Source organism: Kribbella sindirgiensis (assembly GCF_004331435.1).
GTDB classification, from domain to species: Bacteria; Actinomycetota; Actinomycetes; order Propionibacteriales; family Kribbellaceae; genus Kribbella; species Kribbella sindirgiensis.
This window is the reverse complement of sequence record NZ_SJKA01000001.1, coordinates 766,909-792,232: the sequence shown is the minus strand read 5'-3', so window position 1 is coordinate 792,232 and position 25,324 is coordinate 766,909. Positions and strand designations below refer to the sequence as shown.

Below are 25,324 nucleotides of genomic sequence, written 5' to 3'. Positions count from 1 at the left end.
AGGTTGGCAACCTCACGGATCAAGGCTCGCAAAAATCGCCGGACCGCCGCGGAAGTTATCCACAGGCCCGAAAGCTCAGCTCCCGGGGCTCGTGTATCTCGGCATCATCTTGGTGAAGAAGGTGTAGCCGAGGACGAAGACGATGACGCCGGCGAGCGGGGAGAGGGTGGTCAGCCAGGTCGGGAGCGGGACGTCGGAGGTGCGGTCGAGCAGAACTGTCGCCGGCAGGAAGGAGATGAACGCCATCGGGAACAGCGTGCAGAACGCGTAGAAGGTCGCCCGGCCGAACATGGTCAGCGGGTAGCCGGAGAACTGGGTGATCGAACTGTCGGCGAAGATGCGCAGGGAGAAGGTGGACGTGGCGACGAAGGACAGTCCGCAGAAGAACGTCTGGATGCCGGTCTCGACCAGGCCGCCGCCGACGACCGCGAGGATCAGGTAGCCGATCTTCGCCGGAGTCCAGTCGACGGGTGCCTGCCAGCCGAAGACGGCCAGCGCGCCGAAGCCGAGCAGTGCGTCCCCGAGCGACATCAGCGGGAACATCCGCGTGACCAGTTGCAGGAACGGGTTCACCGGTCGCAACAGGACCCGGTCGAACTCACCGTCGCGGACCATCTCGTCGGTCAACCGCAGCGCCCCGAACGGGACGACGTACAGGGCGTGCGACGCCAGCCGCATCGCGAACACGAACGCGACCGCAGAGAACCCCCAGCCGCCGATCAGGCCGAACTTCCCGAGGAGTACGCCGAGGAACAGCAACTGCGTGCCCTGGTACGCGACCCCGCCCATCAGAGTGGTCCAGAAGTTCACGCGGTACTGCAGCTGCGCCCGCAACGCCGCGCGTTCGAGGACGACGTACTGACGCAGCCAGGTCTGCTCAGCCACCCTGCACCACCACCCGGTACCGCGCCCGTCGCCAGACCAGTTCGAGGAGGACTGTCGACAGGACCACCCACACCAGCTGTACGCCGACCAGCGCGAGGGCCTGACCGCCCCGGGTCTGACCGAGATAGATCGACACGGGTGTGTACACCTGCGCCTGGAACGGCAGCCACTCGACCGAGCCCCGCAACCACCCCGGCATGAACCACAACGGGATCAACGATCCGGAGAGGAACGCGCTCCCGAACCGGTACACCATCAACGGCCCGCTGACCTCGAACGTCCAGAACGTCACCATCGAGACGATCAGGTTGCACAGCATCGCGACGAGGGCGCCACCGACCGTCGCCACCAGCGAAAGGAGACCCGCTGCCCATCCCGGCGGCAGCGTGAGCGCACCGAGGACCGCCGCGACCGCGAGCCCGATCGCGCCGAGCGGGAGCCGGCCGAGCAGTACGCCGAGGTTCTGGCCGAAGACCTGCCAGATCAGACCGAGCGGCCGGGTCAGGTCGGTCGCGATCTGCCCGTTGCGGATCCGCATCGGCAACGTCGAGAACTGCCACGGAAGGAGAACCGATTGGAGACACGCCGCGATCGCCGCGTACGCCACCGCCGTCCGGGCGTCCACGCCGTCGACCGGCCCGCGTCCGGAGTAGACGATTCGCCAGACCGCGATCGCCAGGACGACCTGGATCACCAGGGCCACCGCGCCGGTGATCAGATCGCCTCGGTAGATGAGGACGGATCGGGTTCCGGCACGGGTCATCCCGCGGAACGCCCTGACCTGGTCCGCCGTGCTCACGTCAGCAATCCGTCGTACAGCTGGGAGATCACGTCGGTCAGCCGGGGATCGACGATCGACAACTCGTCGACCTGGTACACCTGCGACGCCCGCGCGATCAGCTCGGGCGTGGTGACCTCCCGCGGGTCGAAACGCAGGACGACGCTGCGGTCCGGGTACGGCAGGACGGTTCCGACCGCGCTGGGCTCCACCTCGGTCGCGGACGGGATGTCCGCGACCCGGCGGATGCTGCGCTCGGCAAGGGTGAGGACGAGGAAGCGGTACGGCATGAAGCGTTCCTTCAACCGCGACAGGTCGCCGTCGTAGAGGACGGTGCCCGAGTCGATCACGATGATCCGTTGGCAGAGCCGCTCGACGTCTTCCATGTCGTGCGTCGTCAACACCACCGTCGTCCCGTCGGACCGGTTGGTTTCGGCGATGAACTCGGTCAGCCGGGCCTTCGCGACGACGTCCAGGCCGACGGTCGGCTCGTCCAGGAAGAGGATCGACGGTTCGTGCAGCATCGCGGCCACCAGATCGCCCCGCATCCGCTGGCCGAGCGACAGCGAGCGGACCGGCGTGTCCAGGAAGGCGGACAGGTCCAGCAGTTCGGTGAACAGACCGACGCGCTTGCGGTACGTCGTGCGGTCGAGGTTGTAGAGGTCTGAGAGGACCTCGAACGAGTCGCGGAGCGGGAGGTCGTACCAGAGCTGGGTCCGCTGGCCGAAGACGACCCCGATGTTGCGGGCGTTCCGGGCGCGGTCCCGGGACGGCTCCAGCCCGGCGACCCGGCAGACCCCGGACGTCGGGGTGAGGATCCCGGTCAGCATCTTGATCGTGGTCGACTTGCCGGCGCCGTTCGGTCCGAGGTACCCGACGAGCTCACCGGGCTCGACCTCGAAATTCACCCCGTTCACCGCGCGGGTGATGTCGCGTTTGGTGCTGAACAGGCCCCGCAGTCGTGGCAGCCGGCCCTCCAGCACGGCCGGCCGGCTGAATTCCTTGACCAGGTCAGCCGCCTCGATCACCGCCATGCGTACCCTCCCCAGCGAGCGCAGAATGGTCATCCTCCCACCGATCCGGCGTCGCCGCAGTCTGAAATTCACCGTTCTAGACCGGATCTGTCCGCAGTCGGCCGGTTACGCTCAGGGTCTTGCGGTTCTGGGTCGATCTGTAGCCGAAGGGTCACCCCGTGTAGCGAAGTGACCTAGTCAGCTAATAGAGTCCGCGCATGACCATCGCGCCTTCGCTTTGCTCGCCCCTAGCGCTCGCCGATGCAGAACCCACCCGCGCTGCCGAACCCTGGGAAAGCGACGTACTGACGGCCTACGGCCTGCTGCGAGAAGCAGCAGCCGAGTTGGATCACCTGATGCGTCATTCCCTGAAGCGCAGTGGACTGCAAATGGCAATGTTCGAACTGTTGCTGCGGCTGGCCCGCAGCACCGGGGAGAAGCAGCGTCTTACCTCCCTCGCCCGGGAGTTGACCGTCACCACCGGCGGCATCACCCGGCTGGTCGACCGTGCCGAGAACCTCGGACTGGTCCGCCGGGAGCCTTGTCCCGACGACGCCCGCGGCTCGTTCGCGGTCCTGACCGAGGAGGGAAAGCGGCGGCTGCGCGACGCACTGCCGGACCACCTGCTCGAGATCGACAGCCTCTGGATGTCCCAGTTGGCCGACGAGCAGGACGTCGTTCTCGGCAAGCTCCGTCGAGTGCGGGACAACGCCCGCCGCTGGCCGAACGGCCGCCCGGGGCTCGGGCCCATCACACCCGACCGGATCTGACCAACCTCACAACTACACAAGAGCATTACCCGCGACTAACGGATGGGGCGCCCGACTGGTGTCGGGCGCCCCATCGCGCAATGGTTGAGAAGTGAAACAACCCTCGGACCAGCCGGAACCCGGCACGACGAGCACCTCCGACGAGTGGCCCACCTACGCCACCCGGAGCACAACCGCCCCCGATTCGGACACCGCCGTGGGCGGGAGCACGCGCGGGCTCGACGGTGAGTCGAGTGGGCCGGGTGGATCCGGCGGTAACGGACCGGCAGCCGGGGGACCGGCAGTCGAGGGACCGGGCTCGGTGGGACCAGGCTCGGCGGCACGGGCGATCCGGTGGCGTGGTGCTGTGGGCGGGGTGCTTGCTGCGCTCGCGGGGCTGGCGGTTGGGAGTGTGGCGGCAGGGATTCTCGGTACGGCGCAGACGCCGGTCGTCGCGATCGGGTCCGCCTTCATCGACCGAGTGCCCCCGTGGCTGAAGGACCTGGCCATCTCCTGGTTCGGGACCCACGACAAGGATGCGCTCCGAGTGGGCATCCTGATCGTCGTCGCGGCCCTCGCCGCAGTCGGCGGCATCCTCGCCGTACGACGCTACTGGGCGGGCGCACTGATCACGATCGCCCTGTCCGGTGTCGCCGTCGCCGCCGCGACGACACGCGCCGACTCGGGCCAAACCGGCTTTCTCCCGTCGGCGCTCGCGGGAATCACCGCGCTCATCATCCTGAGACTGTTCAGCCGCCGGCTCGAACCGCTGCTCGCCACAATCAACGGAAACAGCGCCGACGACGGGGTCAGCCGCCGCGGCTTCCTGCAGTTGTCTGCCGGTGTCGCCATCGGCTCGGCCGCGATCGGCGCACTGGGCAGGGTCGTCGGCGGGAACCGCGCCGCGGTGGCGAATGCCCGCGAGCAGCTCAACCTTCCGCAGCCGCCGACCCTCGCCCCGCCCGCCGGCGTCCAGGCCGCCGGCGCCGTACCGTGGGCGACGGCGAACGAGGACTTCTACCGCATCGACACCGCGCTCTCGGTGCCGCAGATCGTGCCCGCGGACTGGAAGCTCCGCGTCCACGGCATGGTCGACCGCGAGCTCAACCTGTCCTTCGACGATCTACTGAAACGCCAGGTCATCCACAAGTGGGTCACACTCACCTGTGTGAGCAACGAGGTCGGCGGCGACCTGATCGGGAACGCGTTGTGGTCCGGCGTACTGCTCAAGGACCTCCTGGAGGAAGCCGGCCCGGCGAAGAACGCCGACGCGATCAAGTCGACGTCGAAGGACGGATTCACCGCCGGTACGCCGCTTCCAACGCTCCTGGACGACCGGCAGGCGATGCTCGCGTTCGCGATGAACGGGGAGCCGTTGCCGGTGGAGCACGGGTTCCCGGTGCGCATCGTCGTACCCGGGCTGTACGGCTACGTGTCGGCGACGAAGTGGCTGGTGGACATCGAGGTGTCGCGGTTCGACCAGTTCGAGGGGTACTGGACACCGCGCGGATGGTCGGCGCTCGGCCCGATCAAGCTGTCGTCGCGGATCGACACTCCACTGGGGAAGAACGTCGAACCGGGACGCGTGACCGTCGCCGGCGTGGCCTGGGACCAGCATGTCGGAGTGTCGAAGGTCGAGGTCCGCGTCGATGGGGGCCCTTGGCAACAAGCCACCCTGGCGGCCGACCCGTCGATCGACACCTGGCGGCAGTGGCACTGGCCGTGGGACGCGTCGCGCGGCACGCATGTGCTGCAGGTACGGGCGTTCGACGCGAAGGGCAATCCACAGGTCGAGTCCTCGGCACCGCCCGCCCCGGACGGCGCGACCGGCCTGCACACGGTCAGCGTGAAGGTCGGCTGACCGCTTCCAGCACCATCGGCAGGAACGTGTGCTCGAGCGACCCGGCCGGGACCTCCCGTGGCTCGAGCAGGCTCTGGGAGCGCGCGCCCTCGTGCAACGCCATCACCATCCGCACGAACTGCTCCGCAGGCACGGTGAGCTCCAGCCCTCCGGTCTCGGCGATCTGCTCGACCAGGCGGGTCAGGCTCTCGCGGAACATCGCCCGTTGCTCGTTCAGAGCCTTCGCGGCGTCCGGGTCGCGCAGCGCGTGCAGCGTGAACTCGGCCGAGATCAGATGCCATTGCCGCTGGTCCGGCGCGGTCTCGTCGAGTAGTCCGAGGACGGCGTCCAGGAGTGAACCAGGCTGATTGGCGAGCTCGGGGAGCAGCGCCTCGATCTGCTCCAGGAGCCGGTCGGTCGTGGCCTGGAAGAGGGTGAGAACCAACTCGTCCTTGGAGCCGAAGTTCGAGTAGAAGGCGCCGCGGGTGAACCCTGCCCGCTCGCAGATGTCCTCGACCGACGCGCCGTGGAACCCGCGCTCGGCGAACACCTCCAGCGCCCCTTCGAGAAGTCGGGCCCGGGTGTTGGAGCGGCGGCGCTTGGGCGGTTCCATACGAGTAGGATACAGTTCTGTATTGAATACACAACCGTATTGAACGGGGATGCAGGATGGAGCTCGAGGCCGCCGGGATCAGCGTGCGTGGACCGCACGCACCGATGCTGCACGCCACGTCGGTATCGGTCGCGGATCATCAGGTGGTGCTCCTGACCGGGTATCCGGGCGCAGGGCACGTCGCCGCAGCGCTCGGTCTGTCCGGGCGGCTGAAGCCCGACACCGGGAGGGTCCGGTTCGACGGCAGATCCGACCCCGCTCTGCTGCGTCGCCGCGTCGCCGTGGTCGACGCACCCGGCATCACCGAGCCTGATGACGCACTACCTGTTCAGACCGTGGTGGGCGAGGAGCTGGCGATCGCCGGTCGCAAGGCGGGGCGTAAGGCCGTGCTGGAGTGGCTGAACGAGCATGACGCGGCAGAGCACGCCGACAAGCGGTTCGAGCACCTGCCGGTCGCCGTACGGACCAGGCTGCTCACGGAGCTCACCGTGGCGCGTCCCGACGTACAGGTGGTCATTCTGACCATGCCGGATCGGCACGGGGGCGATCCACATGAGTGGTACGAGTTCGGACGCGGGCTGGCGGCGCAGGGGTACGGCGTGATCATCACGTGTGCTGATGCGTCAGCACGGCTGCTGGACGTCAAGGCCGCTCGGATGGGCGAGACAGATCAGCCCGACCCGGTGCAGGTCACACCGATAGCTCCTGTTGAGCCTGTGACTGCAATTGAAGACGAAGAGGAGACAGAGGCGTGACCGCGCTGCGGATGGCCCTGAGTGAGTTGCGTCGCCTGACGGCCGGGCGGCTGCCCAAGCTGGCCGTGGTCGCGCTGCTGCTGGTCCCGGTGCTGTACGGCGGCCTGTACCTCTATGCGAACCACGACCCGTACGGGCGACTGAACAAGATTCCGACCGCGGTGGTCGTCGAGGACGAGGGTACGACGCTCGCGACCGGCGAGAAGCTCAACGTCGGACCGCAGGTCGCGGACGAACTGGTGAAGTCGAAGAGCTTCGACTGGCATCAGGTGAACCGCGCGGACGCGACGAAAGGGGTGTCGGACGGGAAGTACGAGTTCGCGCTGGTGCTGCCGAAGTCGTTCTCGTCCGACCTGGCGTCGAGTGCGGACTTCACGCCGCGGCAGGCGGAGCTGGAACTCCTGACCAACGACGCCAACAACTACATCGCGCACACGATCGCCAACCAGGTCGTGGCGCAGGTGACGAAGACCGTCGCCTCGCAGGTGAGTGAGACCGCGGCATCGCAGCTCCTGGCCGGCTACAACACCATCCACAAGCAGGTGAGCTCTGCGGCTGCCGGTGCTGCCCAGCTCCAAACCGGGCTGACGTCGGCGTCGACAGGTGTCGCGAAGCTGCAGTCCGGTGCTACGCAGCTGAACACCGCGCAGAAGCAGTTGTCAGCAGGAGCGACACAGTTGGCCACCGGCGCTGCACAGGCGTCGCAGGGTGCGTCGTCGTTGGCGTCCGGTGCTGCGAAGCTGGACAACGGTCTGGAGACGTTGGAGGACAAGACTGCGTCACTGCCGAACCAGACGAAGCAGCTGGCGGCCGGGGCGGACCAGGTTGCCGATGGCAACGAGAAGATCGCCGGCACGGGGCGACAGGTAGCGACCGCGTCCAGCACGTTGGTGAAGGACCTCAAGACGTTCGACACACAGCTGGCTGCACGGTTGAAGCAGCAGGGGCTGAGCCAGCACCAGATCAGGGTGATTCTGCTCGAGACGGCGAAGTTGCGAGCTCCCGTCGTACGGGCGAACACGAAGATCCAGGCGACGTCCAAGCAGCTCAACCAGCTAGCGAGCGGTGCGCGGAAGGTGTCGAACGGCGCGTCGGCGCTGGCCAAGGCGACGCCGGCTCTGACGAGTGGAATCAGTACTGCGTCCAGTGGGGCGCATCAGCTCAGCACAGGTGCTGGGCAGCTGAAGACCGGGCTGGGCACGCTGCAGACTGGTGCGCAGAAGCTTGCTGCGGGCGAGAAGCAGGCTGTCGCTGGGCAGGGGCAGTTGCTGACCGGTGTGAACAGCCTCGCGACCGGTGTGGGTCAGCTGAAGACCGGAGCGACGCAGCTGAACACCGGTCTGCAGAGCGGCGTGAAGCAGATCCCGAACCCGTCCGCCGATCAGCGCAAGGCGGTCGCCGAGACACTGGGTGCGCCGGTCACGCTGCAGAACGTCTCGCAGGCCACGGCTGACAGCTACGGTGCCGGTCTGGCCCCGTTCTTCCTCAGCCTCGCGTGCTGGATCGGGGCGTACGTCCTGTTCCTGCTGGTCCGTCCGTTGTCACCGCGCGCGCTGGCCGCGCTGCAGTCGCCGTTCCGTGTCGCGCTCGGCGGGTGGTTGCCTCCGGCGCTCTTCGGCGCGATCCAGGCCACGCTGGTCTTCGTCGCGGTCGTCCTGGGGCTGGGCATCCACGCCGCGCACCCGTGGCTGACCGTCGGCTTCCTGATCCTGACGTCGTTCACGTTCGTCGCGATCCTGCACGCGCTGTCCGCGTGGTTCGGCGCCGTCGGCAAGTTCCTCGGCCTGGTCCTGATGGTCGTCCAACTGGTCAGCGCCGGCGGCACCTTCCCGTGGCAGACCATCCCCGAACCCCTCTACTTCTTCCACCACGCCCTCCCGATGAGCTACGCCATCGACGGCGTCCGCCACCTCATGTACGGCGGCCCCGGCACCTCCCTCGGCCGAGACCTCCTCGCCCTAGCAGCCTGGTTCACCGCAGCCCTGGCAGCCTCAACCCTCGCCGCCCGCAAACAACGCGTCTGGCCAGCAAAGAAACTCCAGCCCGAATTGGCGCTCTAGCTGTTCACGAAGGTCGCGGTTTCGGTGAGGAGGGTGTTGGTGGTGGGTTGGTCGAAGAAGGTGATGAGGGCTTCGTAGGTGCCGGCTTCGGCGGCGGAGGGGTCTACTACGTAGCCGTAGTAGCCGTCGGTGTAGCCGATGACTCGGGTGATGGGGTGGGTGCTGTCGGCCTGGAGGCAGGCGCCGTGGACGGCGAAGAGTTCTACCGGGAGGTTGATCCAGCACACGTCGCCCATCGTCACGGTGCTGACCGGGAGGTCCAGGGCCGGTGGGAGGTCGGCTGCGGCCATCAGGGCCTGGCCGCGGGCGCCCTCCAGGCGGGTTAGGGAGATGCGGCCGGACGGGTCGCCGGCGTCGTTGGTACGGGACTCGGCGACGCGGCTCTCCACGACGGACGCGAGCTTCTCGGACTCGTCGACGGGCGGTACGGACCGGACAGGCAGAGTCAGAGTGGTACGACGGATGCTCGGCGCGGACTGAGGTAGCTCGAGACCGGGCGTAGCGAGAGCCTCACGGACCCGAGAAGCCAGTAGACCGCCCAGACGCGCGACCTCGGCGGCACCGCGACCCTGGCGGGTGAAGCGGGGGCTGACGTCACCCGCGGCCCCTTGCAGGAAGCCGACCACGGCGGGAGCGAGAGCGGCACGCGCGGCTCCGGGCCAGTCGGCCGAGTACTGCAGGTTCTCCGGGCCGTACGTCGTCGGATGGCACGCGAAGTCCAGCAGGACCGCCTCGAGGGAACCGCCGAGCCCGTGCAGCGCGAGGATGCCGGCGGTGGTGTCGTGCGGACCGTTCTTGCGGTGCCGGTTCGTACCGACGCCGATGACCTCGATCGAGTGCCAGCTCGCCGTCACCGGCTGCCGCTCGAGCACGGCCGACCGGACCGCGCCGACCAGCGACTCGACCAGCGGGCGTTCCCGCTCGGCCGGAATGATGGGGTGAATCTCGCCGGTCCATCCGGACGGACCGGAGTGGGTGTGCGATGCGGACACCACGACGTGCGACGGCGGGATGCCGGCAGCGGCACCGGCGGCCGCGGCGAGCTCCGATGAGAGCGCGCTCCCGACCGCGATCGCATCCAGCGTGAGCCACAGCACGCCCGGATCGTCCTCGGTGGACAACCAGATCAGGGTGGCTCGGAGCGGGTCCGCGGCACCGGTCGAGAGCCCGGCGCGGGCGGCGTACCCATCGAGCCGGTGGCCGGGCGGCGGGGTGACGTCCAGGGACGTCGCGGCCAGGAGGAGTTCGGTCACGTGAAGTCTCCAGCTGTCGTACCGGGACTGATCGGACGAGGTACGGCCAAGATAACGGCCTACACCGTAATTATCGAGGTCGCGCTCGACGGTGCGTGATGATCAGGTCGGCATACGTTCCGGCTGGTCCGTCGGCGAGGCGTTCCGCGCCGTCGAGCGAGTTGCCCGCCGCCGGTGTCAGCTTGGCCCGCGGCGGCAACGCCTCGCGGACAGGTGTCAGCAACTGCTCACCCGCGCCGTCGAACAGGCCGCCGACACACGCGACCGGCACAGGCCCCTCACCGGCCAGTTGGTCGACCGCGGCGCCGATCGTCTCGGCGATGTCGCCGGCCGCGGCGACCAGGAGGTCGAGCGCGACCGGATCGCCTTCGGCCGCACAGCGCAGTACTTCGGGGGCGAAGCGGGCCACGTCGTCGACCAGCGTGGACGACCGGTACAGCGCGACCGGATCGAGCGCGGTGTCCGCGAGCTTCGTCACCGGACCACGGCCGTCCCGGGCACGCTGTACGGCGACCAGTCCGGCGCGGCCGATCGCGAAGGCACTGCCCGCGTCGCCGAACAGGTACCCGTGCCCGTCGAGCTTGCGCCACGTACCGTCCCGATCCACGGCGAGACAGACGAGCCCGGTGCCCGCGGCAACAACGACGCCGTACCCGTCCGGCAACGCGCCGGCGTGTGCCGTGACCATGTCCTGGGTGAGGCGTACTTCGTCCGCGTTCAGCACCTCACCGACATCGGCCGCGAACCGTTCCGCGGCGCCGTGCGCCTGGGGATACCCGGTCAGGCCCAGTGCGACGACCTCGACCGGATCGGTCAGCTCGGCCTCGGACGCGGCAGCCCGAATGGCCTCGAGGAGATTGGACACGGCGTCCGGTCCGTGCGTGTAGCCGGGGCCGTTGCCGGAACGTCGGGACGGGAGGACACGAAGACGGAGCGCCGACTGGCCGCCGTCGATGGCGATGCGGGTCATTGAGTGGTCCCAGGTGGATAGTCCTGACAATGATGAAAGGCGGCGTACCCACAGGCTCCGGTTACCGGGGAAGGGCTGCCTCGAGGTCGTTCAGGAGCACGTCCAGCGGGACACCGGTGAGTTGGACGCTCGGCTGCATCCAGTCGTTGAGAATCGGGTCCTCGGTGGCCAGGTGGTCCGAGAACTCGGTCTGGCTGAGTTCGAACACATGGGCTGGGTTGCCGGTGAGGTCGACGACGGTCTGCATCAGCCGTCCGACCTGGTCCTCCCACAGCACGTCCTCGAACTCGTGCCGGTCCGGACGGATCAGCAGCAGGTCGACGTCGCTGTCGAGATCACCGTCACCACGCGCGACCGCGCCGTACACGCTGGTGTGCACCGGCGCGATCCGCCAGGCACTGATCTCGTCGGCGAGCCGGGCGATCAACGTACTGCGGAGGTTCGCGAGCTGCTCGACGATCGGGGCGACCAGGTGCTTGCGGTTGAGGCGATAGAGCAACGAGTTGCCCAGGTCGTCTACATGTACCAGACCGGTTGCTGCCAGGCGCTGCAGTACGAGGCGCACGCCCGCGACGCTTCCGGAGCCCGCGAGCTTGTGGATCTGCCGCCCCGACAGGCCGTCCTCGGCCTGGGCCAGCACCCGCAACACCGGCCCGTCCAACGACGGCACGACCGTGCTGATCGGACTGTTCAGATCCATGACCCGACCCTAGTGATCACCCGACCACGCCAGTAATCACCATGACACGTCAGCTACCTCTAACTAAGGTGGAGTAGACGACTGTGGTCTGTCCACGCGTGCTGCCGCGCGCCTCGACCGCCCCGTGATGCCGCGCAACCGCAGCCGTCAAAGCCGCCTGTCGTGCCCGAACGCGTGATCGACAAACCGGAAGCGATGGCCCTACGGCACCGGTAGTCTCCAGCTCTTCCCGCTGGGGATGCGAATGCGTTGTTCGTGCGGCGTTACGGTGACGCGGAAGCTTTGGATGTCCGGCTCGCCGGAGGAGTGCCATGACTCCACTGCGCTCTCGACTTGGTCCCAGAGACGCTGAGGGCCGCCCTGCTCGATAATCCGACGGCCCGGTCCTCCACGGAAGGCAGCATACGAATCGTCTGGCTGGACCAGCAGATGTTCGGGAAGGTCGCTGTCTGGGCCAAAGCTCACATGCTGAGCTTCTGGAACTGCCAACTGCGCTACAAGCTGGCCAGGTCCGTAGGTCGTGAGCACATCTGGCGCGAGCGTAGTCTCACGGGAGACCCCACCTTCAGATAGGTCCGGGATGACGACGGGCTGGGGGTTGTGCGCCCGGGAAGGCATGAAGCTCACGTACCCCGGCAAAAACTGTCCCTCCGCGGTTCCGTCACCAGTGACAGTCAGCTTGACGAGGCCGGTGCCTCCGAGCCAGCCCGACAGAGTAACCAGAATGATCGCGCCCAGTTTGGATTGCTGAAGCCAGGCCTGCGGGACGTACCGAAACGAACACGTCGCAATGATCCGGTCATACGGCGCTCCGCGGAGTGATCCCTCCTCGCCGTCGCCAACGACCAGTTGCGGGTGGTAACCAGCGCGGGCGAGCGCCTGACGAGCCCGTCCAGCCACTTCGGGGTCGACATCCACTGACGTCAGGTTGCTTTCACCGAGCCTGTGACAGCCGAGCGCGGTGGAGTACCCGGTGCCGGTTCCGACCTCCAGTACGCGGCTTCCGTCGACGACATCCAGGTCTTCCCACATCCGAACCACCAAGCTTGGCATCGTGGACGACGAGGTCGGGTTGCCGTCGACAGGTTCCAAGACATCGGCCGGTGAGATCTGGCCGTTCAGCTGAGTGACATGCGAGAGATCTTCGTAGGCCAGTCGGAGCCACCTCTCAGCGCCGGACCGCTCGGCCGAGATTGGATCCCACAGAGTCGGCCCGTCCGTCCGATCGATCTTGGCGAAGAATTCGGGGATGAACTCTTCCCGAGGAACGTCCTCGACTGCGGCTCGCCATTCCTTCGAGCGGACATGACCGGCACCGACGAGGTCCATGGCGAGTCGTGCTCGCAGCTCGGCCGCGTGCCAGGTGGGCTGGTTGGAGGTCACAGGTTTCCTTCCAGTGCATCGGCGAAGGTAGCTGCCATCGGCAGCCCGGTCGGTGGTTCCATCCACGCCCATTGGCCGTTGGGGTTGCACTCAAGAAAGTACGGCACGCCACCGGCGTCGAGTGCAAAGTCGAAGCAACCGAATATGAGGCCGAACCGCCGAAGGTAGAACTGCATGCGCTCACTGATTCCGACGGGCGGCTCGACGGCCTGGTAGGACAGGGTGTCGTAGTCGGAGCGCCAGTCCAAGCGATCGACCGATGAATCGATGCGGACGCAGAACACCTCGTCCCCGACCATCGTGACTCGCAGGTCGGCGACCTTGTCGACCACTTCGGCTTGAAACAGGTGCGCGGTGCCGGCGATCGAATCGTCCAGTTCGCCAGGCTCCACGCGCCGCGTCCAGATAGCCTGCGCCCGCCCCTCCCGCACGAGCGACGTGACTCGCAGTGGTTTGTAGACGATCGGTGCGTGCTTGTCTGCGAATGACCGCGCCACTGCTGGATCCGCGGTGATGAGCGTTGCCGGCACGTTGAATCCGAGTTCGGCCGCCACGGCCAGCTGATGCGGCTTGTATTCGGCCGCCCAATTGCGGTGAGGGTGGTTCACGTAGCGGGCATTCGGGAGGCTGGCAAGCACACCCCCCACACCTTCTCGCACTTGTGCCCTGGCGAACTCGGCGGCTGCCTGATCCAACCCGGGGAACGTGCTCGGAGTTGGCCGGCGCCAGTACACCGAAGTCACGTCGGCGAGGTCGAATTGGCGGCTGGACGTACCGATCGGCCCGGTCCATCGCCCCGATTCGGGATCCAGCGATGCCGACATGCTGACATCGCGTGGGAATTCGCCTGGGTCGACCCGGGCAACTTCACAGCGTCCGCGCTTGTTCAGCTCAGCGATAACTGCATCGGCCGTGACATCATCCGCCTCGGTGATCACCATGACGATCGGCCGGTGAAGTTGGCGAAGAGTCATCAGTCGCGATCGCTGTCGAAACCTGAGTCGCTGTCCGGTGCGGGACCGCCACCGCCGTCCTGACCGGTGGCAGTGCGCGGGTTGGTCGTCGTGCCGGAGCCGTGCTTCGGCGACGCCATCATCGGATCGACCACCACACCGTTGCCGTCCCGGAACCGACCCAACTGTGTCACCGGATCGACGTCGACGGTGCTGTAGCCCAAAGGCGCAGGCTCCGCGAAGTCGCTGGCGCGGCTGAGTCCCCAGGGTGTCGGCACGCTGTCATTCATCAACATCACTCCTCGTCTAGATTGCAATGCCCTTGAACTCCAGATCCGTCGTGGTTGACGGGGCCGGCGCCGGTCTCAGGGCTTCACGGCGCCGGTCCCGCCGATCGAGGGGAACGACACAAGTCCACCCGACGCAACCGCCGACGGGGAGGAGCAAAGGCCGTGCACTTGGCAACGACCGGTGCAGAACCTGTGCACTGCACACCAAATCGCCGCAGGAAGAGGAGTGTTCGCGGCGCTACCTTCCGGCTACAGTGAGTGGTCTGGTCCAGGATCCCGAAGAGGCTGCATGAGTTCGCCCAACGAGTTGTTCGCCGCACTGATGGACAGCGCCGGCTGCTCGCGAAGTGCTCTCGCCAAGGACATTCGAGAGCTGGCTGCAGCCAGAGGACTCAACAACATCCGTTGCGACCACGTCGACGTTGGCAGATGGCTGCAAGGGATGGTGCCGCGTGGCGAGAAGCCTGCGCTGATCGCCGAGGCACTTGGCCGACGCCTCGGCCGTGCCGTGTCATTGAACGATCTGGGCTTTCCGGCGGACCACCGTTGACGCTCGCGCTGACGTTCTCCGAGTCGCGCGACGTAACGATCCAAACCTCTCGCATGCTCTGGACAGAAGACTTGAAACGCTCGGAGTTCCTCCGCATGGCGGTCAGCGCGGGCTCCCTGACTACTCCGCTGGCGCGGTGGCTGATCTCACCCCCGGCTGATCCGCCGTACGGCACAGGGAGTTCGCGACGAGTCGGCGCCGACGACGTCGCTGCCGTACGTGCGACGCTGCATATGTTCGAGAGTCTCGACCACCAGTTCGGTGGTGGACATGCTCGCTCGGCAGCAGTCCAATACCTGAGTGACGCGGTGACACCGCTGCTGCACGCGCGCTACACGGATGCGATCGGGCGAGAGTTGTTCTCGGTCGCGGCTCAGTTCACCTACAAGACTGGCGCGATGGCGTATGACGTCGGCATGCACGGACTGGCACGTCGATACTTCGTCCAGGCTCTGAACCTGGCTCATGCATCCGGTGACCGCCCGCTGGGTGGGAAGGTTCTGGCGCTCATGAGTCATCAGGCCAACTACCTCGGTGAATACCAGGAGGCCGTTGATCTGGCGAGAGCCGCCGCGCTCGGCGCAGGCAGTGAGGCGACGTCGCGGACCAGGGCGATGTACGCCGCCATGGAGGCACGGGGCCTGGCAAGCATCGGCGACAAACGCGCCTGCCTGCGCATGATGAAGCAAGCGGACGCGAGCTTCGCTCAGGCCTCGGGGGATGACGAGCCGGATTGGATCGAGTACTTCGACCAAGCTGAGCTTCAGGATGAGCTTGCACATTGCTTCACGTCGCTCCGGGCGCCGAGAGACGCCGAGAATCATGCGAACCTTGCCCTGAGCCAGTCCTCAGATCTGCATCCGCGGAGCCGCACCTTCTGCCGGGTCTCGCTCGCCACCTCGTACCTCGACGCCGGTGATGTACCGCGCGCGTGCGACACGGCAATCGAAGCTGTGACGGCCGCCGGGAGGATCAAATCCGCGAGGATCCGGAACTATGTGCGGGTCTTCGATCGTCGCCTGAACGAGTTCGGATCTCAGCGGTCCATCACGGAATTTCGTGAGCGCGCCGGCACGCTGTTGGCCTCCTGATCGTCAGGTGCCCGGCGTCCAGGAGCGTGGTGCGTCAGGCTCGCGGAGTGAGGCGAGGCGGTTGGCCGCTTCGTTTCTGAGCCGTGGTTCGCGGGTCAGGCGACTCAGCAGCCAGGCGGTCATGCGGAACTCGCGGAGGGCGGTGTAGGTCTCGAAGCCTGACCAGCTCCGAACATCCCAGCCGTAGGCCTCGACGAAAGCGGCGTATTCGGAGTCGGAGTACCAGCCCAGGCGCTGATAGACAGCCGGTACGACCAGGTCCCACTGTCGTGGGCCAATGCTGAAGCGCTCGAGGTCCAGTAGCACAGCTCGGCTGTCGCTGCCGCGGATCGCGTTCTTGCGGTTCGCATCGCCATGAATCACACAGACCCGCAGTCCATCGCTGACGGATGCGTAGTCGACTTTGAGTTCTTCGAGCCGGTTGGCGAGGAAGTCACGGTCGCTCGGGCTCAGCTCGGACTCGGCGGCCTTGAGGTGCTCGTTCAGTCGCACGAACGGATTCAGCACGGGGACGTCAAAGTCCGTCGGTATCGGCAGTCGGTGCAATTGCCGCAGCAGGACTGCGAGTTCCGAGGTACTTGCGATGGATGCCTCGGGAATCTCATGCCACAGCGTGACGACGTGGCCGTCGACGCTCAGCGGCTGCTGAATCGACTCCAGCGGCTGCACTGCCGGGAGGCCCTGAGTTGCAAGCCATCGCCCGGTGCGAACCTCGCGGAGAGCCCGTTCCCCCGCTGCGGATGTCGCTATCCGAACTACCGTTCGCCCCGGCAACCGAAACACCGCGTTATCGGCGATCGGCCCTAATAGCTCGATCTCCCGATGGTCGAGCCCGAGCTTCGCGGCGACCGCTCGGACCACCACGAACGCCGCCTCGCGATCAACCGCCATACGAGCAGTCTGTCACCCCGACTGAGCTCCGTCGCCGCCGCACAGCGCAGTCGGGTCCTTGTCCTGACAGGCTGGCAACACCCAGTCAAAACCTCCGGTTGACCGCTGAGGCCAGCCACCACTCAAATCTCTTCTTTTCTCTGTTCTCTTTCCTCCCTCCTCCTACACCGTCTGCTACTCGGCTTGCGCTCCTCCAGCCACTGCGCAAAAACAAGCACGCTTGATTCTTTTTCCCGCCCGTGGGACGCTCGGCTGCACGAGCCCCTCGCGAGGGAGTGCAGCGTGCGACTGGACGAAGTGCTGGCGGATCTTTGGGCCGAGAGTGCGGAACTGGATCGGCTGGTGGGTGGGTTGGCCGCGGGTGAGTGGGCGACGCCGACGCCGGCCGAGGGGTGGACGATCGCGCATCAGATCGCTCACCTGGCCTGGACTGACGAGGCCACCCATCTGGCCGCGACCGATCCTGAGTCGTTCAAGGAGTCACTGCAAACAGCGGCTGCGAGTCCCACGACGTACGTCGATGACGGTGCCGCGGAGACTGCCGCGCTGCCGCCGGACCAGCTCCTGACGTACTGGCGGGAGACGCGGGCCGAGGTCGCCGAGGCGTTGAAGAAGGTGCCGGCCGGCGAGAAGGTGCTGTGGTACGGACCGCCGATGAGCCCGACGTCGATGGCGACCGCGCGGCTGATGGAGACGTGGGCGCACGGGCAGGACGTGTTCGACGCCCTCGGCGTACAACGGCAGCCGAGCAACCGTCTGCGGCACGTCGCCCATCTGGCGGTCCGCACGCGCGACTTCGCGTACCTGCTCAACAACCGCACGCCGCCCGCCGAACAGTTCCGCGTCGAGCTGACCGGACCGGACGGCGACCTGTGGACCTGGGGTCCGGAGGACGCCGGCCAGCGGGTGACCGCGCCGGCGGTCGACTTCTGTCTGCTCGCCACGCAACGCCGCCACCGGGACGACCTGGACGTGCGGGCCGAGGGCGCGGACGCCGAGGAATGGATGGGAATCATCCAGGCCTTCGCCGGTCTACCCGGAAAGGGCCGTAAGGCAGGACAGCATGACTGAGCCGATCCGGATCGGGAACGCGTCCGGCTTCTACGGGGACCGGTTCAGCGCGGTGCAGGAGATGCTGACCGGTGGGCCGCTGGACGTGCTGACCGGGGACTACCTGGCCGAGTTGACGATGCTCATCCTCGGCCGGGATCGCCTGAAGGACCCAGGACTGGGCTACGCGAGGACGTTCCTCAAGCAGCTCGAGACGGGCCTGGGCGAAGCGCTCGATCGAGGTGTGAAGATCGTCAGCAACGCGGGCGGCCTGAACCCGGCCGGTCTCGCGGAAGCGATCACCGAGCTGGCCGATCGGCTCGGGCTGCAGCCGAAGGTCGCGTACGTCGAGGGCGACGATCTCCTCGGCCGTGCCGAAGAGCTGGGCCTCGGTACGCCGATGACCGCCAACGCCTACCTCGGCGCGTGGGGAATCGCGGAGGCGTTGCAGGCCGGGGCGGATGTGGTGGTGACCGGTCGGGTCACCGATGCGTCCGTGATCGTCGGACCGGCCGCGGCGCATCACGGGTGGAAGCGGACGCAGTACGACGAACTCGCCGGGGCCGTCGTCGCCGGGCACGTGATCGAGTGCGGCTGCCAGGCGACCGGCGGGAACTATGCGTTCTTCACCGAGATCCGGGACTTCGGGCGCCCCGGGTTCCCGATCGCGGAGATCCACGCGGACGGCAGCAGCGTGATCACCAAACACGACAACACCGGCGGCGCGGTCACGATCGACACGGTCAAGGCACAACTGCTGTACGAGATCACCGGCGCCCGGTACGCGGGTCCGGACGTCACGACCCGCCTCGATGCGATCGAGCTGGACGAGGACGGTCCCGATCGCATCAAGATCTCGGGCGCGCGCGGTGAGGCCCCGCCGCCGACGTACAAGGTCTCGCTGAACAGCGTCGGCGGGTTCCGCAACGAGGTCGACTTCGTGCTCACCGGGCTGCAGCTGGAGCAGAAGGCCGAGCTGGTGCAGCGGCAGCTCGAGCAGGCGTTGCCGAAGCGGCCGGCCGAGCTGAAGTGGACGCTGGCCTGGACCGAGAAGCCGAACGCCGAGTCCGAGGAGGAAGCGAGCGTCTTCCTGCGCTGCGCGGTGAAGGACCCGGATCCGAAGGTGGTCGGCCGCGCGTTCAGCAACGCCGCGGTCGAGCTGGCGCTCGCGAGCTACCCGGGATTCCACGTCACCGCGCCGCCCGGCGACGGTTCGCCGTACGGCGTCTTCCGTGCTGGGTACGTCGACATTCACGAGGTGCAGCACGTCGTCGTACTGCCGGACGGCTCGCGGCACCCGATCGAACCGGCCGCTGAGACTCAACCGCTGCAACCGGTCGACGACATCGAGGCGCCGATGCCGTTGCTGCAGCTCTCGAGCGGACCGCCGCGCACCCGCGAGGTTCCGCTCGGCCGGATCGTCGGCGCGCGCTCGGGCGACAAGGGCGGCGACGCGAACGTGGGTGTGTGGGCCCGCGACGAGAAGTCGTGGCGCTGGCTCGCGCACACCCTCACGGTCGAGCTCTTCACCGAGCTTCTCCCGGAGACGCAGCCGCTGATCGTCACCCGGCACCTGCTGCCGAACCTGTGGGCGATGAACTTCGTCGTCGAGGGTCTGCTGGGCGAGGGCGTCGCGGCGCAGGCCCGGTTCGATCCGCAGGCGAAGGCGCTGGGTGAGTGGCTGCGGTCGCGGTACGTCGACGTACCGGAGGTGCTGTTGTGAGTGCCGAAGAAACAGCACTGCGGGAGTCGGTACGGCGGTTCATGGCGGCTGAGGTGTTGCCGCATCTGGATCAATGGGAGCGGGACGGCGAGCTGCCACGGGAGTTGCACAAGAAGGCCGGCGCCTTGGGGTTGCTGGGCGTCGGGTTCCCGGAGGAGGTCGGTGGCGGGGGCGGGTCACTCCTCGACGCGATCGCCGTCGTCGAGGAGATGCATTACGCCGGCGGGTCCGGCGGACTCGTCTCCTCCCTTCTGACGTGCGGTATCGCCCTTCCCCACATCGTTGCTGGAGGCAATCAACAGCACATCGAGCGGTGGGTCCGGCCGACGCTGGACGGTGAGCTGATCGGCGCGCTGGCGATCACGGAGCCTGGTGGCGGATCGGATGTGGCTTCCCTCCGTACGACGGCGCGCCGCGAGGGCGAGGTGTTCGTGGTGAACGGCGCGAAGACCTACATCACCTCAGGTTGCCGCGCGGACTTCGTGACAACCGCCGTACGCACTGGTGGACCTGGAGCGCACGGGATCAGCTTGCTGGTGATCGAGCGCGGTACGCCGGGGTTCGCGGTGTCTCGGAAGCTGGCGAAGATGGGGTGGTTGTGCTCGGACACGGCTGAGCTGTCGTTCATGGATGTTCGCGTGCCGGCCGAGAATCTGGTCGGGGCCCAGGACTCCGGTTTCGTGCAGCTGGCGGTGAACTTCGTGGCCGAGCGGCTCACGCTGGCTGTGCAGGCGTACGCCGGCGCGCAGCGGGCGCTCGATCTGACGGTCGAGTGGTGCCGGCAACGCGACACGTTCGGCCGGCCGTTGATCTCACGGCAGACGGTGCAGCACACGCTGACCGAGATGGCTCGGCGGATCTCCGTGGCGCGGGTCTATGTGCACGAGGTGGCGCGGCGGGCAGGCGCGGGCGAGGACGTGATCGCGGAGACGTGCTTCGCGAAGAACACTGCGGTCGAGGCCGGGCAATGGGTCTGCGACCAGGCGCTGCAGTTGCACGGCGGGTTCGGGTACATGCGGGAAGCCGAGGTGGAACGCCAGTACCGCGACCAGAAGATCCTGGCCATCGGTGGCGGCACCACCGAGATCCTGACCGGCCTCGCCGCCAAGAGACGGGGGTACACGGCATGAGCAACCGCGACGCGATGCTGGAGAAGCTCGCCGCGCTCGACGTCGAGCACGAGAAAGCGCTGGCCGGCGGCGGATCGAAGTACGTCGAGCGGCATCACAAGCGCGGGAAGCTGCTGGTGCGGGAGCGGATCGAGCTGCTGCTGGACCCGGACTCGTACTTCCTCGAACTGTCACCGCTGGCCGGCTGGGGTTCGGACTTCACGGTCGGTGCCAGCCTGGTGACGGGGATCGGCGTGGTCGAGGGCGTCGAGTGCCTGATCACCGCGAACGACCCGACCGTCAAGGGCGGTGCGAGCAACCCGTGGACGCTTCGCAAGGCGCTCAGGGCCGACGAGATCGCGCGGGCCAACCGACTTCCGGTGATCAGCCTGGTCGAGTCCGGCGGCGCGGATCTGCCGACGCAGAAGGAGATCTTCATCCCCGGCGGGGCGATGTTCCGGAACCTGACCCGGTTGTCGGCCGAGGGGATCCCGACGATCGCGCTGGTGTTCGGCAACTCGACCGCGGGCGGTGCGTACATCCCCGGCATGAGCGACTACGTGGTGATGGTCGACGGCGGCGCGAAGGTGTTCCTGGCCGGGCCGCCGCTGGTCAAGATGGCGACCGGTGAGGACGCCGACGACGAGTCGCTCGGCGGCGCGGCGATGCACGCGCGGAAGTCCGGTCTGGCCGACTACTTCGCGGTGGACGAGCCGGACGCGATCCGGCTCGGACGGCAGATCGTCTCGCGACTGAACTGGCGCAAACAGGGTCCGGCGCCGAAGCCGTCGTACGACGAACCTCTGTACGACGCCGACGACCTGCTCGACATCGTGCCGGGGGACCTCAAGGTGCCGTTCGATCCGCGGGACGTAGTCGCTCGCGTGGTGGACGGGTCGGTGTTCGACGAGTTCAAGCCGCTGTACGGGTCGTCGCTGGCGACCGGGTGGGCGTCGGTGTACGGGTACCCGGTGGGGATTCTCGCGAACGCGCGCGGGGTACTGTTCAGCGAGGAGTCGCAGAAGGCGGCGCAGTTCATCCAGCTCGCGAACCGGTCCGATACGCCGCTGATCTTCCTGCACAACACGACCGGGTACATGGTCGGGCAGGAGTACGAGCAGGGCGGGATCATCAAGCACGGCGCGCAGATGATCAACGCGGTGTCGAACTCGAAGGTCCCGCACCTCTCGATCCTGATGGGGGCGTCGTACGGCGCCGGGCACTACGGGATGTGCGGACGGGCGTTCGATCCGCGGTTCCTGTTCGCGTGGCCCTCGGCGAAATCGGCGGTGATGGGTCCGCAGCAGCTCGCCGGCGTGCTGTCGATCGTCGCGCGGGCGGCCGCGGAGGCCAAGGGGATGCCGTACGACGAGGACGGCGACCGGCAGATGCGCGCGTACGTCGAGGGCCAGATCGAGGCGGAGTCGTTGCCGATGTTCCTGTCCGGCCGGTTGTACGACGACGGCGTGATCGATCCGCGCGACACCCGAACGGTTCTGGGCATCTGCCTGTCCGCCATCCACTCCGCCCCGGTCGAAGGTACGTCGTCCTTCGGCGTCTTCAGGATGTGAGCCCCGATGATCACCTCTGTACTCGTGGCCAATCGCGGCGAGATCGCTCGGCGCATCTTCCGCACTGCCCGGGCGCTCGGTCTGTCCACGGTCGCCGTCTACTCGACCGCGGACGCCCGGATGCCGTTCGTGGACGAGGCGGACGCCGCGGTCCATCTCCCCGGGAACGCCCCGGGTGACACGTATCTGCGGGCCGAGCTCATCATCGACGCGGCCCGACGGGCGGGCGCGGACGCTGTACATCCCGGGTACGGGTTCCTGTCGGAGAACGCGGCGTTCGCGCAGGCGGTGATCGACGCGGGGCTGACGTGGATCGGGCCGCCGGTGGATGCGATCTCGTCGATGGGGTCGAAGATCGAGGCGAAGAAGCTGATGGCGGCGGCCGGCGTACCGGTCCTCGCCGAGCTGACCCCGGCCGCGGTGGCGGCGTCCGACCTTCCCGTGCTGGTGAAGGCGTCGGCCGGTGGCGGCGGGCGTGGGATGCGGGTGGTGTCGCGGCTGGAGGATCTTGCCGCCGAGATCGACGCGGCGTCGGCGGAGGCGTTGTCGGCGTTCGGGGACGGGACTGTCTTCTGCGAGCGGTACCTGGCGACCGGGCGGCACATCGAGGTGCAGGTGATGGCCGACCGGCACGGCACGATCTGGGCGGTCGGCGAACGCGAGTGCTCGATCCAGCGCCGCCATCAGAAGGTGGTCGAGGAGGCGCCGTCGCCGCTGGTCGAACGGATTCCGTCGATGCGGGCGGAGCTGTTCGACGCGGCACGGAAAGCGGCGGCCGCGATCGGGTACGTGGGGGCCGGGACGGTCGAGTTCCTCGCGGACGAGAGCGGCAACTTCTACTTCCTCGAAATGAACACCCGCCTCCAGGTGGAGCATCCGGTGACCGAGGAGACCACCGGGCTGGACCTGGTCGAACTCCAGTTCGCCGTCGCCGCGGGCGAGCGGCTGCCGGTGAATCCGCCGCCCACGGTCGGGCATGCGATCGAGGTCCGGCTGTACGCGGAGGATCCGCTGCACGACTGGCAACCGCAGACGGGAACGCTCCACCGCTTCACACTGGAGCGAGAGGTTCGGGTCGACTCCGGAGTCGAGGACGGGTCGGAGGTGTCGCCGTACTACGACGCGATGCTGGCGAAGGTGATCGAGTTCGGGCCGGATCGTACGGCGGTCGCGCGGCGGCTCGCCGGCGTACTGGAACGCGCGACGATCCACGGGGTCGGGACGAACCGCGAGTTGCTGGCGTGGATCCTCCGGCACCCGGCGTTCCTCGCGGGCGACACCGACACCGCGTTCTTCGACAAGTACGGCGTGGGGCCGGGGACCGATGACGCGGTGGTGCGGGTGTCGGCGCTGGCGGCTGCGCTTGCCGATGCTGCGGGCCGGCAGGCGGGTGTCCACGGGCGCAAGGCCGGCGGGCCGGTGCGGGTGCCGAGTGGGTGGCGGAACCTGCCGTCGCAGCCGCAACGCAAGAGCTACCGGGCCGGCGACGCGGTGCACGAGGTCGAGTACCGGCTGACGCGGGACGGGTTGGTTGTGGACGGCAACATCACGCTCCTGGACAGCGGCCCGGAGCGAGTGGTGTTGGAGGTCGACGGCGTACGCCGGGTGTTCGGCGTCGCGGCGTACGGCGGGCTCGTGTGTGTGGACTCGTCGCTCGGAAGTGTGAGCCTGACACCGGTGGAGCGGTTCGTGGATCCGGCCGATCAGGTGGCCGCCGGGTCGTTGGTGGCGCCCATGCCGGGGACCGTGATCCGGGTCGGCGTCGCGGTCGGTGACGTGGTGAAACAAGGACAGCCGCTGCTGTGGCTGGAGGCGATGAAGATGGAGCACACGATCGCCGCCCCGGCAGACGGCGTGGTCGGCGAGTTGACGGTGGAAGCAGGACAACAGGTCGAGGTCGGCGCCGTATTGGCCGTGGTTGGGGAGGATGCATGAGCTTCGTCGAGTCGGAGGAACGTCGGGAGCTGCGGAAGGTCGTCAGCGAGCTCGGCAAGAAGTACGGCTATGAGTGGTTCAACCAGCAGGCTCGGACCGGCGGGCACACCACCGAGCTGTGGCTGGAAGCCGGCAAGCTCGGGTTCCTCGGCGTGAACCTGCCCGAGCAGTACGGCGGCGGAGGCGGCGGTATGGCCGACCTGTCGATCGTGCTCGAGGAGCTCGGCGCGGCGGGCTGCCCGCTGCTGATGATGGTCGTGTCCCCGTCGATCTGCGGCACCGTGATCTCCCGCTTCGGCACCGACGATCAGAAACAGCAGTGGCTCCCGGGACTCGCCGACGGGACGACGATCATGGCGTTCGCGATCACCGAACCCGACGCCGGCTCGAACTCGCACCAGATCACCACCACGGCCCGCCGGACCGACGACGGCTGGTCGCTGACCGGGCGCAAGGTGTTCATCTCCGGGCTCGACGTCGCGAAGGCGATCCTGGTCGTCGGACGCACCGAGGACGCCCGGACCGGGAAGCTCAAACCGGCGCTGTTCATCGTCCCGATCGTCGCGCCGGGCGTGGAGTTCCAGCGGATCGAGATGGATCTGATCAGCCCGGACAAGCAGTACGCGTTGTTCCTGGACGACGTACACCTGCCGCGGGAAGCGCTCGTCGGGTCCGAGGACGCGGCGCTGATGCAGTTGTTCGCGGGGCTCAACCCGGAGCGGATCATGGCGTCCGCGTTCGCGATCGGCATCGCGCGGCATGCCCTCGGCAAGGCGACGGCGTACGTCAAGGAACGGCAGGTCTGGAAGGCCCCGATCGGTGCGCACCAGGGCCTCTCGCACCCGCTCGCGCAGATCAAGATCGAGCTCGAACTGGCCCGGCTGATGATGCAGAAGGCGGCCGCGCTGTACGACGCGGGCGACGACATGGGCGCGGGCGAGGCCGCGAACATGGCGAAGTACGCCGCCGGCGAGGTCGCGGTACGAGCCACCGATCAGGCCGTGCAATCGCTCGGTGGGAACGGTATGACGGTCGAGTACGGCGTCGCGTCGCTCGTCGCGGCCGCCCGCGCGACCCGGATCGCGCCGGTGAGCCGGGAAATGATCCTGAACTTCGTGGCACAACACAGCCTGGGACTGCCCAAGTCGTACTAAGGAGTGGG

23 protein-coding genes are annotated in these 25,324 nt (G+C 67.6%); 12 read left to right on the top strand and 11 right to left on the bottom strand.

Annotated features, from left to right (window positions below; all coding sequences use genetic code 11):
- Positions 1-75: 75 nt before the first annotated feature.
- The 3 genes from E0H50_RS03965 to E0H50_RS03955 are packed head-to-tail and all read right to left on the bottom strand — an operon-like array spanning position 76 to position 2,697.
- The gene (locus E0H50_RS03965) at positions 76-885 is read right to left on the bottom strand and encodes an ABC transporter permease (RefSeq protein ID WP_131284740.1); all 810 of its coding nucleotides are present in this window, start codon (positions 883-885) and stop codon (positions 76-78) included.
- Positions 878-1,684 carry an ABC transporter permease gene (locus E0H50_RS03960; protein ID WP_131284738.1) on the bottom strand — a complete coding sequence of 269 codons (807 nt, stop codon included), beginning with the start codon at positions 1,682-1,684 and terminating at the stop codon, positions 878-880. Before E0H50_RS03960 ends, E0H50_RS03965 begins: the two co-directional genes overlap by 8 nt.
- Positions 1,681-2,697, bottom strand: a complete 1,017-nt coding sequence (locus E0H50_RS03955; protein WP_131284736.1) for an ABC transporter ATP-binding protein — start codon at positions 2,695-2,697, stop codon at positions 1,681-1,683. Before E0H50_RS03955 ends, E0H50_RS03960 begins: the two co-directional genes overlap by 4 nt.
- A 197-nt stretch (positions 2,698-2,894) precedes the next feature.
- On the opposite strand from E0H50_RS03955, the gene E0H50_RS03950 reads away from it, so the two are divergent.
- Both E0H50_RS03950 and E0H50_RS03945 read left to right on the top strand, forming a co-directional pair.
- On the top strand, positions 2,895-3,446 hold the full coding sequence (locus E0H50_RS03950; protein ID WP_131284734.1) for a MarR family winged helix-turn-helix transcriptional regulator: 552 nt from the start codon (positions 2,895-2,897) through the stop codon (positions 3,444-3,446).
- Positions 3,447-3,537: 91 nt separating this feature from the next.
- Entirely contained in the window at positions 3,538-5,286 is a 1,749-nt protein-coding gene (locus E0H50_RS03945) for a molybdopterin-dependent oxidoreductase (protein ID WP_238150754.1), read from the top strand.
- Here the strand turns inward: E0H50_RS03945 and E0H50_RS03940 are convergent.
- Positions 5,267-5,878, bottom strand: coding sequence for a TetR/AcrR family transcriptional regulator (locus E0H50_RS03940; protein ID WP_131284732.1), 612 nt, complete (start codon positions 5,876-5,878; stop codon positions 5,267-5,269). The two genes, E0H50_RS03945 and E0H50_RS03940, sit on opposite strands and share 20 nt — an antisense overlap.
- Positions 5,879-5,934: 56 nt before the next feature.
- On the opposite strand from E0H50_RS03940, the gene E0H50_RS03935 reads away from it, so the two are divergent.
- Positions 5,935-6,633, top strand: a complete 699-nt coding sequence (locus E0H50_RS03935; protein ID WP_131284730.1) for a P-loop NTPase family protein — start codon at positions 5,935-5,937, stop codon at positions 6,631-6,633.
- Positions 6,630-8,693: a YhgE/Pip family protein gene (locus E0H50_RS03930; RefSeq protein WP_131284728.1), complete on the top strand. Its 2,064-nt coding sequence runs from the start codon at positions 6,630-6,632 to the stop codon at positions 8,691-8,693. The genes E0H50_RS03935 and E0H50_RS03930 overlap by 4 nt, the downstream gene beginning before the upstream one ends.
- On the opposite strand, the gene E0H50_RS03925 is transcribed toward E0H50_RS03930, so the two are convergent.
- The 6 genes from E0H50_RS03925 to tgmA form a co-directional block, all read right to left on the bottom strand.
- Complete coding sequence (locus E0H50_RS03925) at positions 8,690-9,946, bottom strand: hypothetical protein (RefSeq protein WP_131284726.1); 1,257 nt, start codon at positions 9,944-9,946, stop codon at positions 8,690-8,692. The genes E0H50_RS03930 and E0H50_RS03925 overlap by 4 nt on opposite strands.
- A gap of 70 nt (positions 9,947-10,016) precedes the next feature.
- On the bottom strand, positions 10,017-10,916 hold the full coding sequence (locus E0H50_RS03920; protein ID WP_131284724.1) for an N-acetylglucosamine kinase: 900 nt from the start codon (positions 10,914-10,916) through the stop codon (positions 10,017-10,019).
- A 61-nt stretch (positions 10,917-10,977) separates the two neighbouring features.
- Positions 10,978-11,616 (bottom strand): hypothetical protein, encoded by a 639-nt coding sequence (locus E0H50_RS03915; RefSeq protein WP_131284722.1) that lies wholly within the window; start codon positions 11,614-11,616, stop codon positions 10,978-10,980.
- A gap of 201 nt (positions 11,617-11,817) precedes the next feature.
- Entirely contained in the window at positions 11,818-12,999 is a 1,182-nt protein-coding gene (tgmC, locus tag E0H50_RS03910; RefSeq protein WP_202867996.1) for an ATP-grasp peptide maturase system methyltransferase, read from the bottom strand.
- Positions 12,996-13,973 carry an ATP-grasp ribosomal peptide maturase gene (gene tgmB, locus E0H50_RS03905; RefSeq protein WP_131284720.1) on the bottom strand — a complete coding sequence of 326 codons (978 nt, stop codon included), beginning with the start codon at positions 13,971-13,973 and terminating at the stop codon, positions 12,996-12,998. The genes tgmC and tgmB overlap by 4 nt, the downstream gene beginning before the upstream one ends.
- Positions 13,973-14,242 carry a putative ATP-grasp-modified RiPP gene (gene tgmA, locus E0H50_RS03900; protein ID WP_202867995.1) on the bottom strand — a complete coding sequence of 90 codons (270 nt, stop codon included), beginning with the start codon at positions 14,240-14,242 and terminating at the stop codon, positions 13,973-13,975. The genes tgmB and tgmA overlap by 1 nt, the downstream gene beginning before the upstream one ends.
- 289 nt (positions 14,243-14,531) lie before the next feature.
- On the opposite strand from tgmA, the gene E0H50_RS03895 reads away from it, so the two are divergent.
- Positions 14,532-14,792 carry a hypothetical protein gene (locus E0H50_RS03895; protein ID WP_131284715.1) on the top strand — a complete coding sequence of 87 codons (261 nt, stop codon included), beginning with the start codon at positions 14,532-14,534 and terminating at the stop codon, positions 14,790-14,792.
- Complete coding sequence (locus tag E0H50_RS03890) at positions 14,789-15,883, top strand: NsdA family TPR-like regulatory protein (protein ID WP_131284714.1); 1,095 nt, start codon at positions 14,789-14,791, stop codon at positions 15,881-15,883. Before E0H50_RS03895 ends, E0H50_RS03890 begins: the two co-directional genes overlap by 4 nt.
- Positions 15,884-15,886: 3 nt before the next feature.
- Here E0H50_RS03890 and E0H50_RS03885 read toward each other — a convergent pair whose 3' ends face one another.
- Complete coding sequence (locus E0H50_RS03885; RefSeq protein WP_131284712.1) at positions 15,887-16,774, bottom strand: phosphotransferase family protein; 888 nt, start codon at positions 16,772-16,774, stop codon at positions 15,887-15,889.
- 282 nt (positions 16,775-17,056) lie between these two features.
- Here E0H50_RS03885 and E0H50_RS03880 point away from each other — a divergent pair, with 282 nt between their 5' ends.
- From E0H50_RS03880 to E0H50_RS03855, 6 genes are read left to right on the top strand one after another with little or no spacing between them, the layout of a single operon-like run.
- Positions 17,057-17,845 (top strand): TIGR03084 family metal-binding protein, encoded by a 789-nt coding sequence (locus E0H50_RS03880; protein ID WP_131284710.1) that lies wholly within the window; start codon positions 17,057-17,059, stop codon positions 17,843-17,845.
- On the top strand, positions 17,838-19,547 hold the full coding sequence (locus tag E0H50_RS03875; RefSeq protein ID WP_131284708.1) for an acyclic terpene utilization AtuA family protein: 1,710 nt from the start codon (positions 17,838-17,840) through the stop codon (positions 19,545-19,547). Before E0H50_RS03880 ends, E0H50_RS03875 begins: the two co-directional genes overlap by 8 nt.
- Positions 19,544-20,677: an acyl-CoA dehydrogenase family protein gene (locus tag E0H50_RS03870; protein ID WP_272948484.1), complete on the top strand. Its 1,134-nt coding sequence runs from the start codon at positions 19,544-19,546 to the stop codon at positions 20,675-20,677. The genes E0H50_RS03875 and E0H50_RS03870 overlap by 4 nt, the downstream gene beginning before the upstream one ends.
- The gene (locus tag E0H50_RS03865; RefSeq protein ID WP_131284706.1) at positions 20,674-22,227 is read left to right on the top strand and encodes an acyl-CoA carboxylase subunit beta; all 1,554 of its coding nucleotides are present in this window, start codon (positions 20,674-20,676) and stop codon (positions 22,225-22,227) included. The genes E0H50_RS03870 and E0H50_RS03865 overlap by 4 nt, the downstream gene beginning before the upstream one ends.
- A gap of 6 nt (positions 22,228-22,233) precedes the next feature.
- Complete coding sequence (locus tag E0H50_RS03860; protein ID WP_131284704.1) at positions 22,234-24,162, top strand: acetyl/propionyl/methylcrotonyl-CoA carboxylase subunit alpha; 1,929 nt, start codon at positions 22,234-22,236, stop codon at positions 24,160-24,162.
- On the top strand, positions 24,159-25,316 hold the full coding sequence (locus tag E0H50_RS03855) for an acyl-CoA dehydrogenase family protein (RefSeq protein ID WP_131284702.1): 1,158 nt from the start codon (positions 24,159-24,161) through the stop codon (positions 25,314-25,316). The genes E0H50_RS03860 and E0H50_RS03855 overlap by 4 nt, the downstream gene beginning before the upstream one ends.
- The last annotated feature ends 8 nt before the right edge of the window (positions 25,317-25,324 follow it).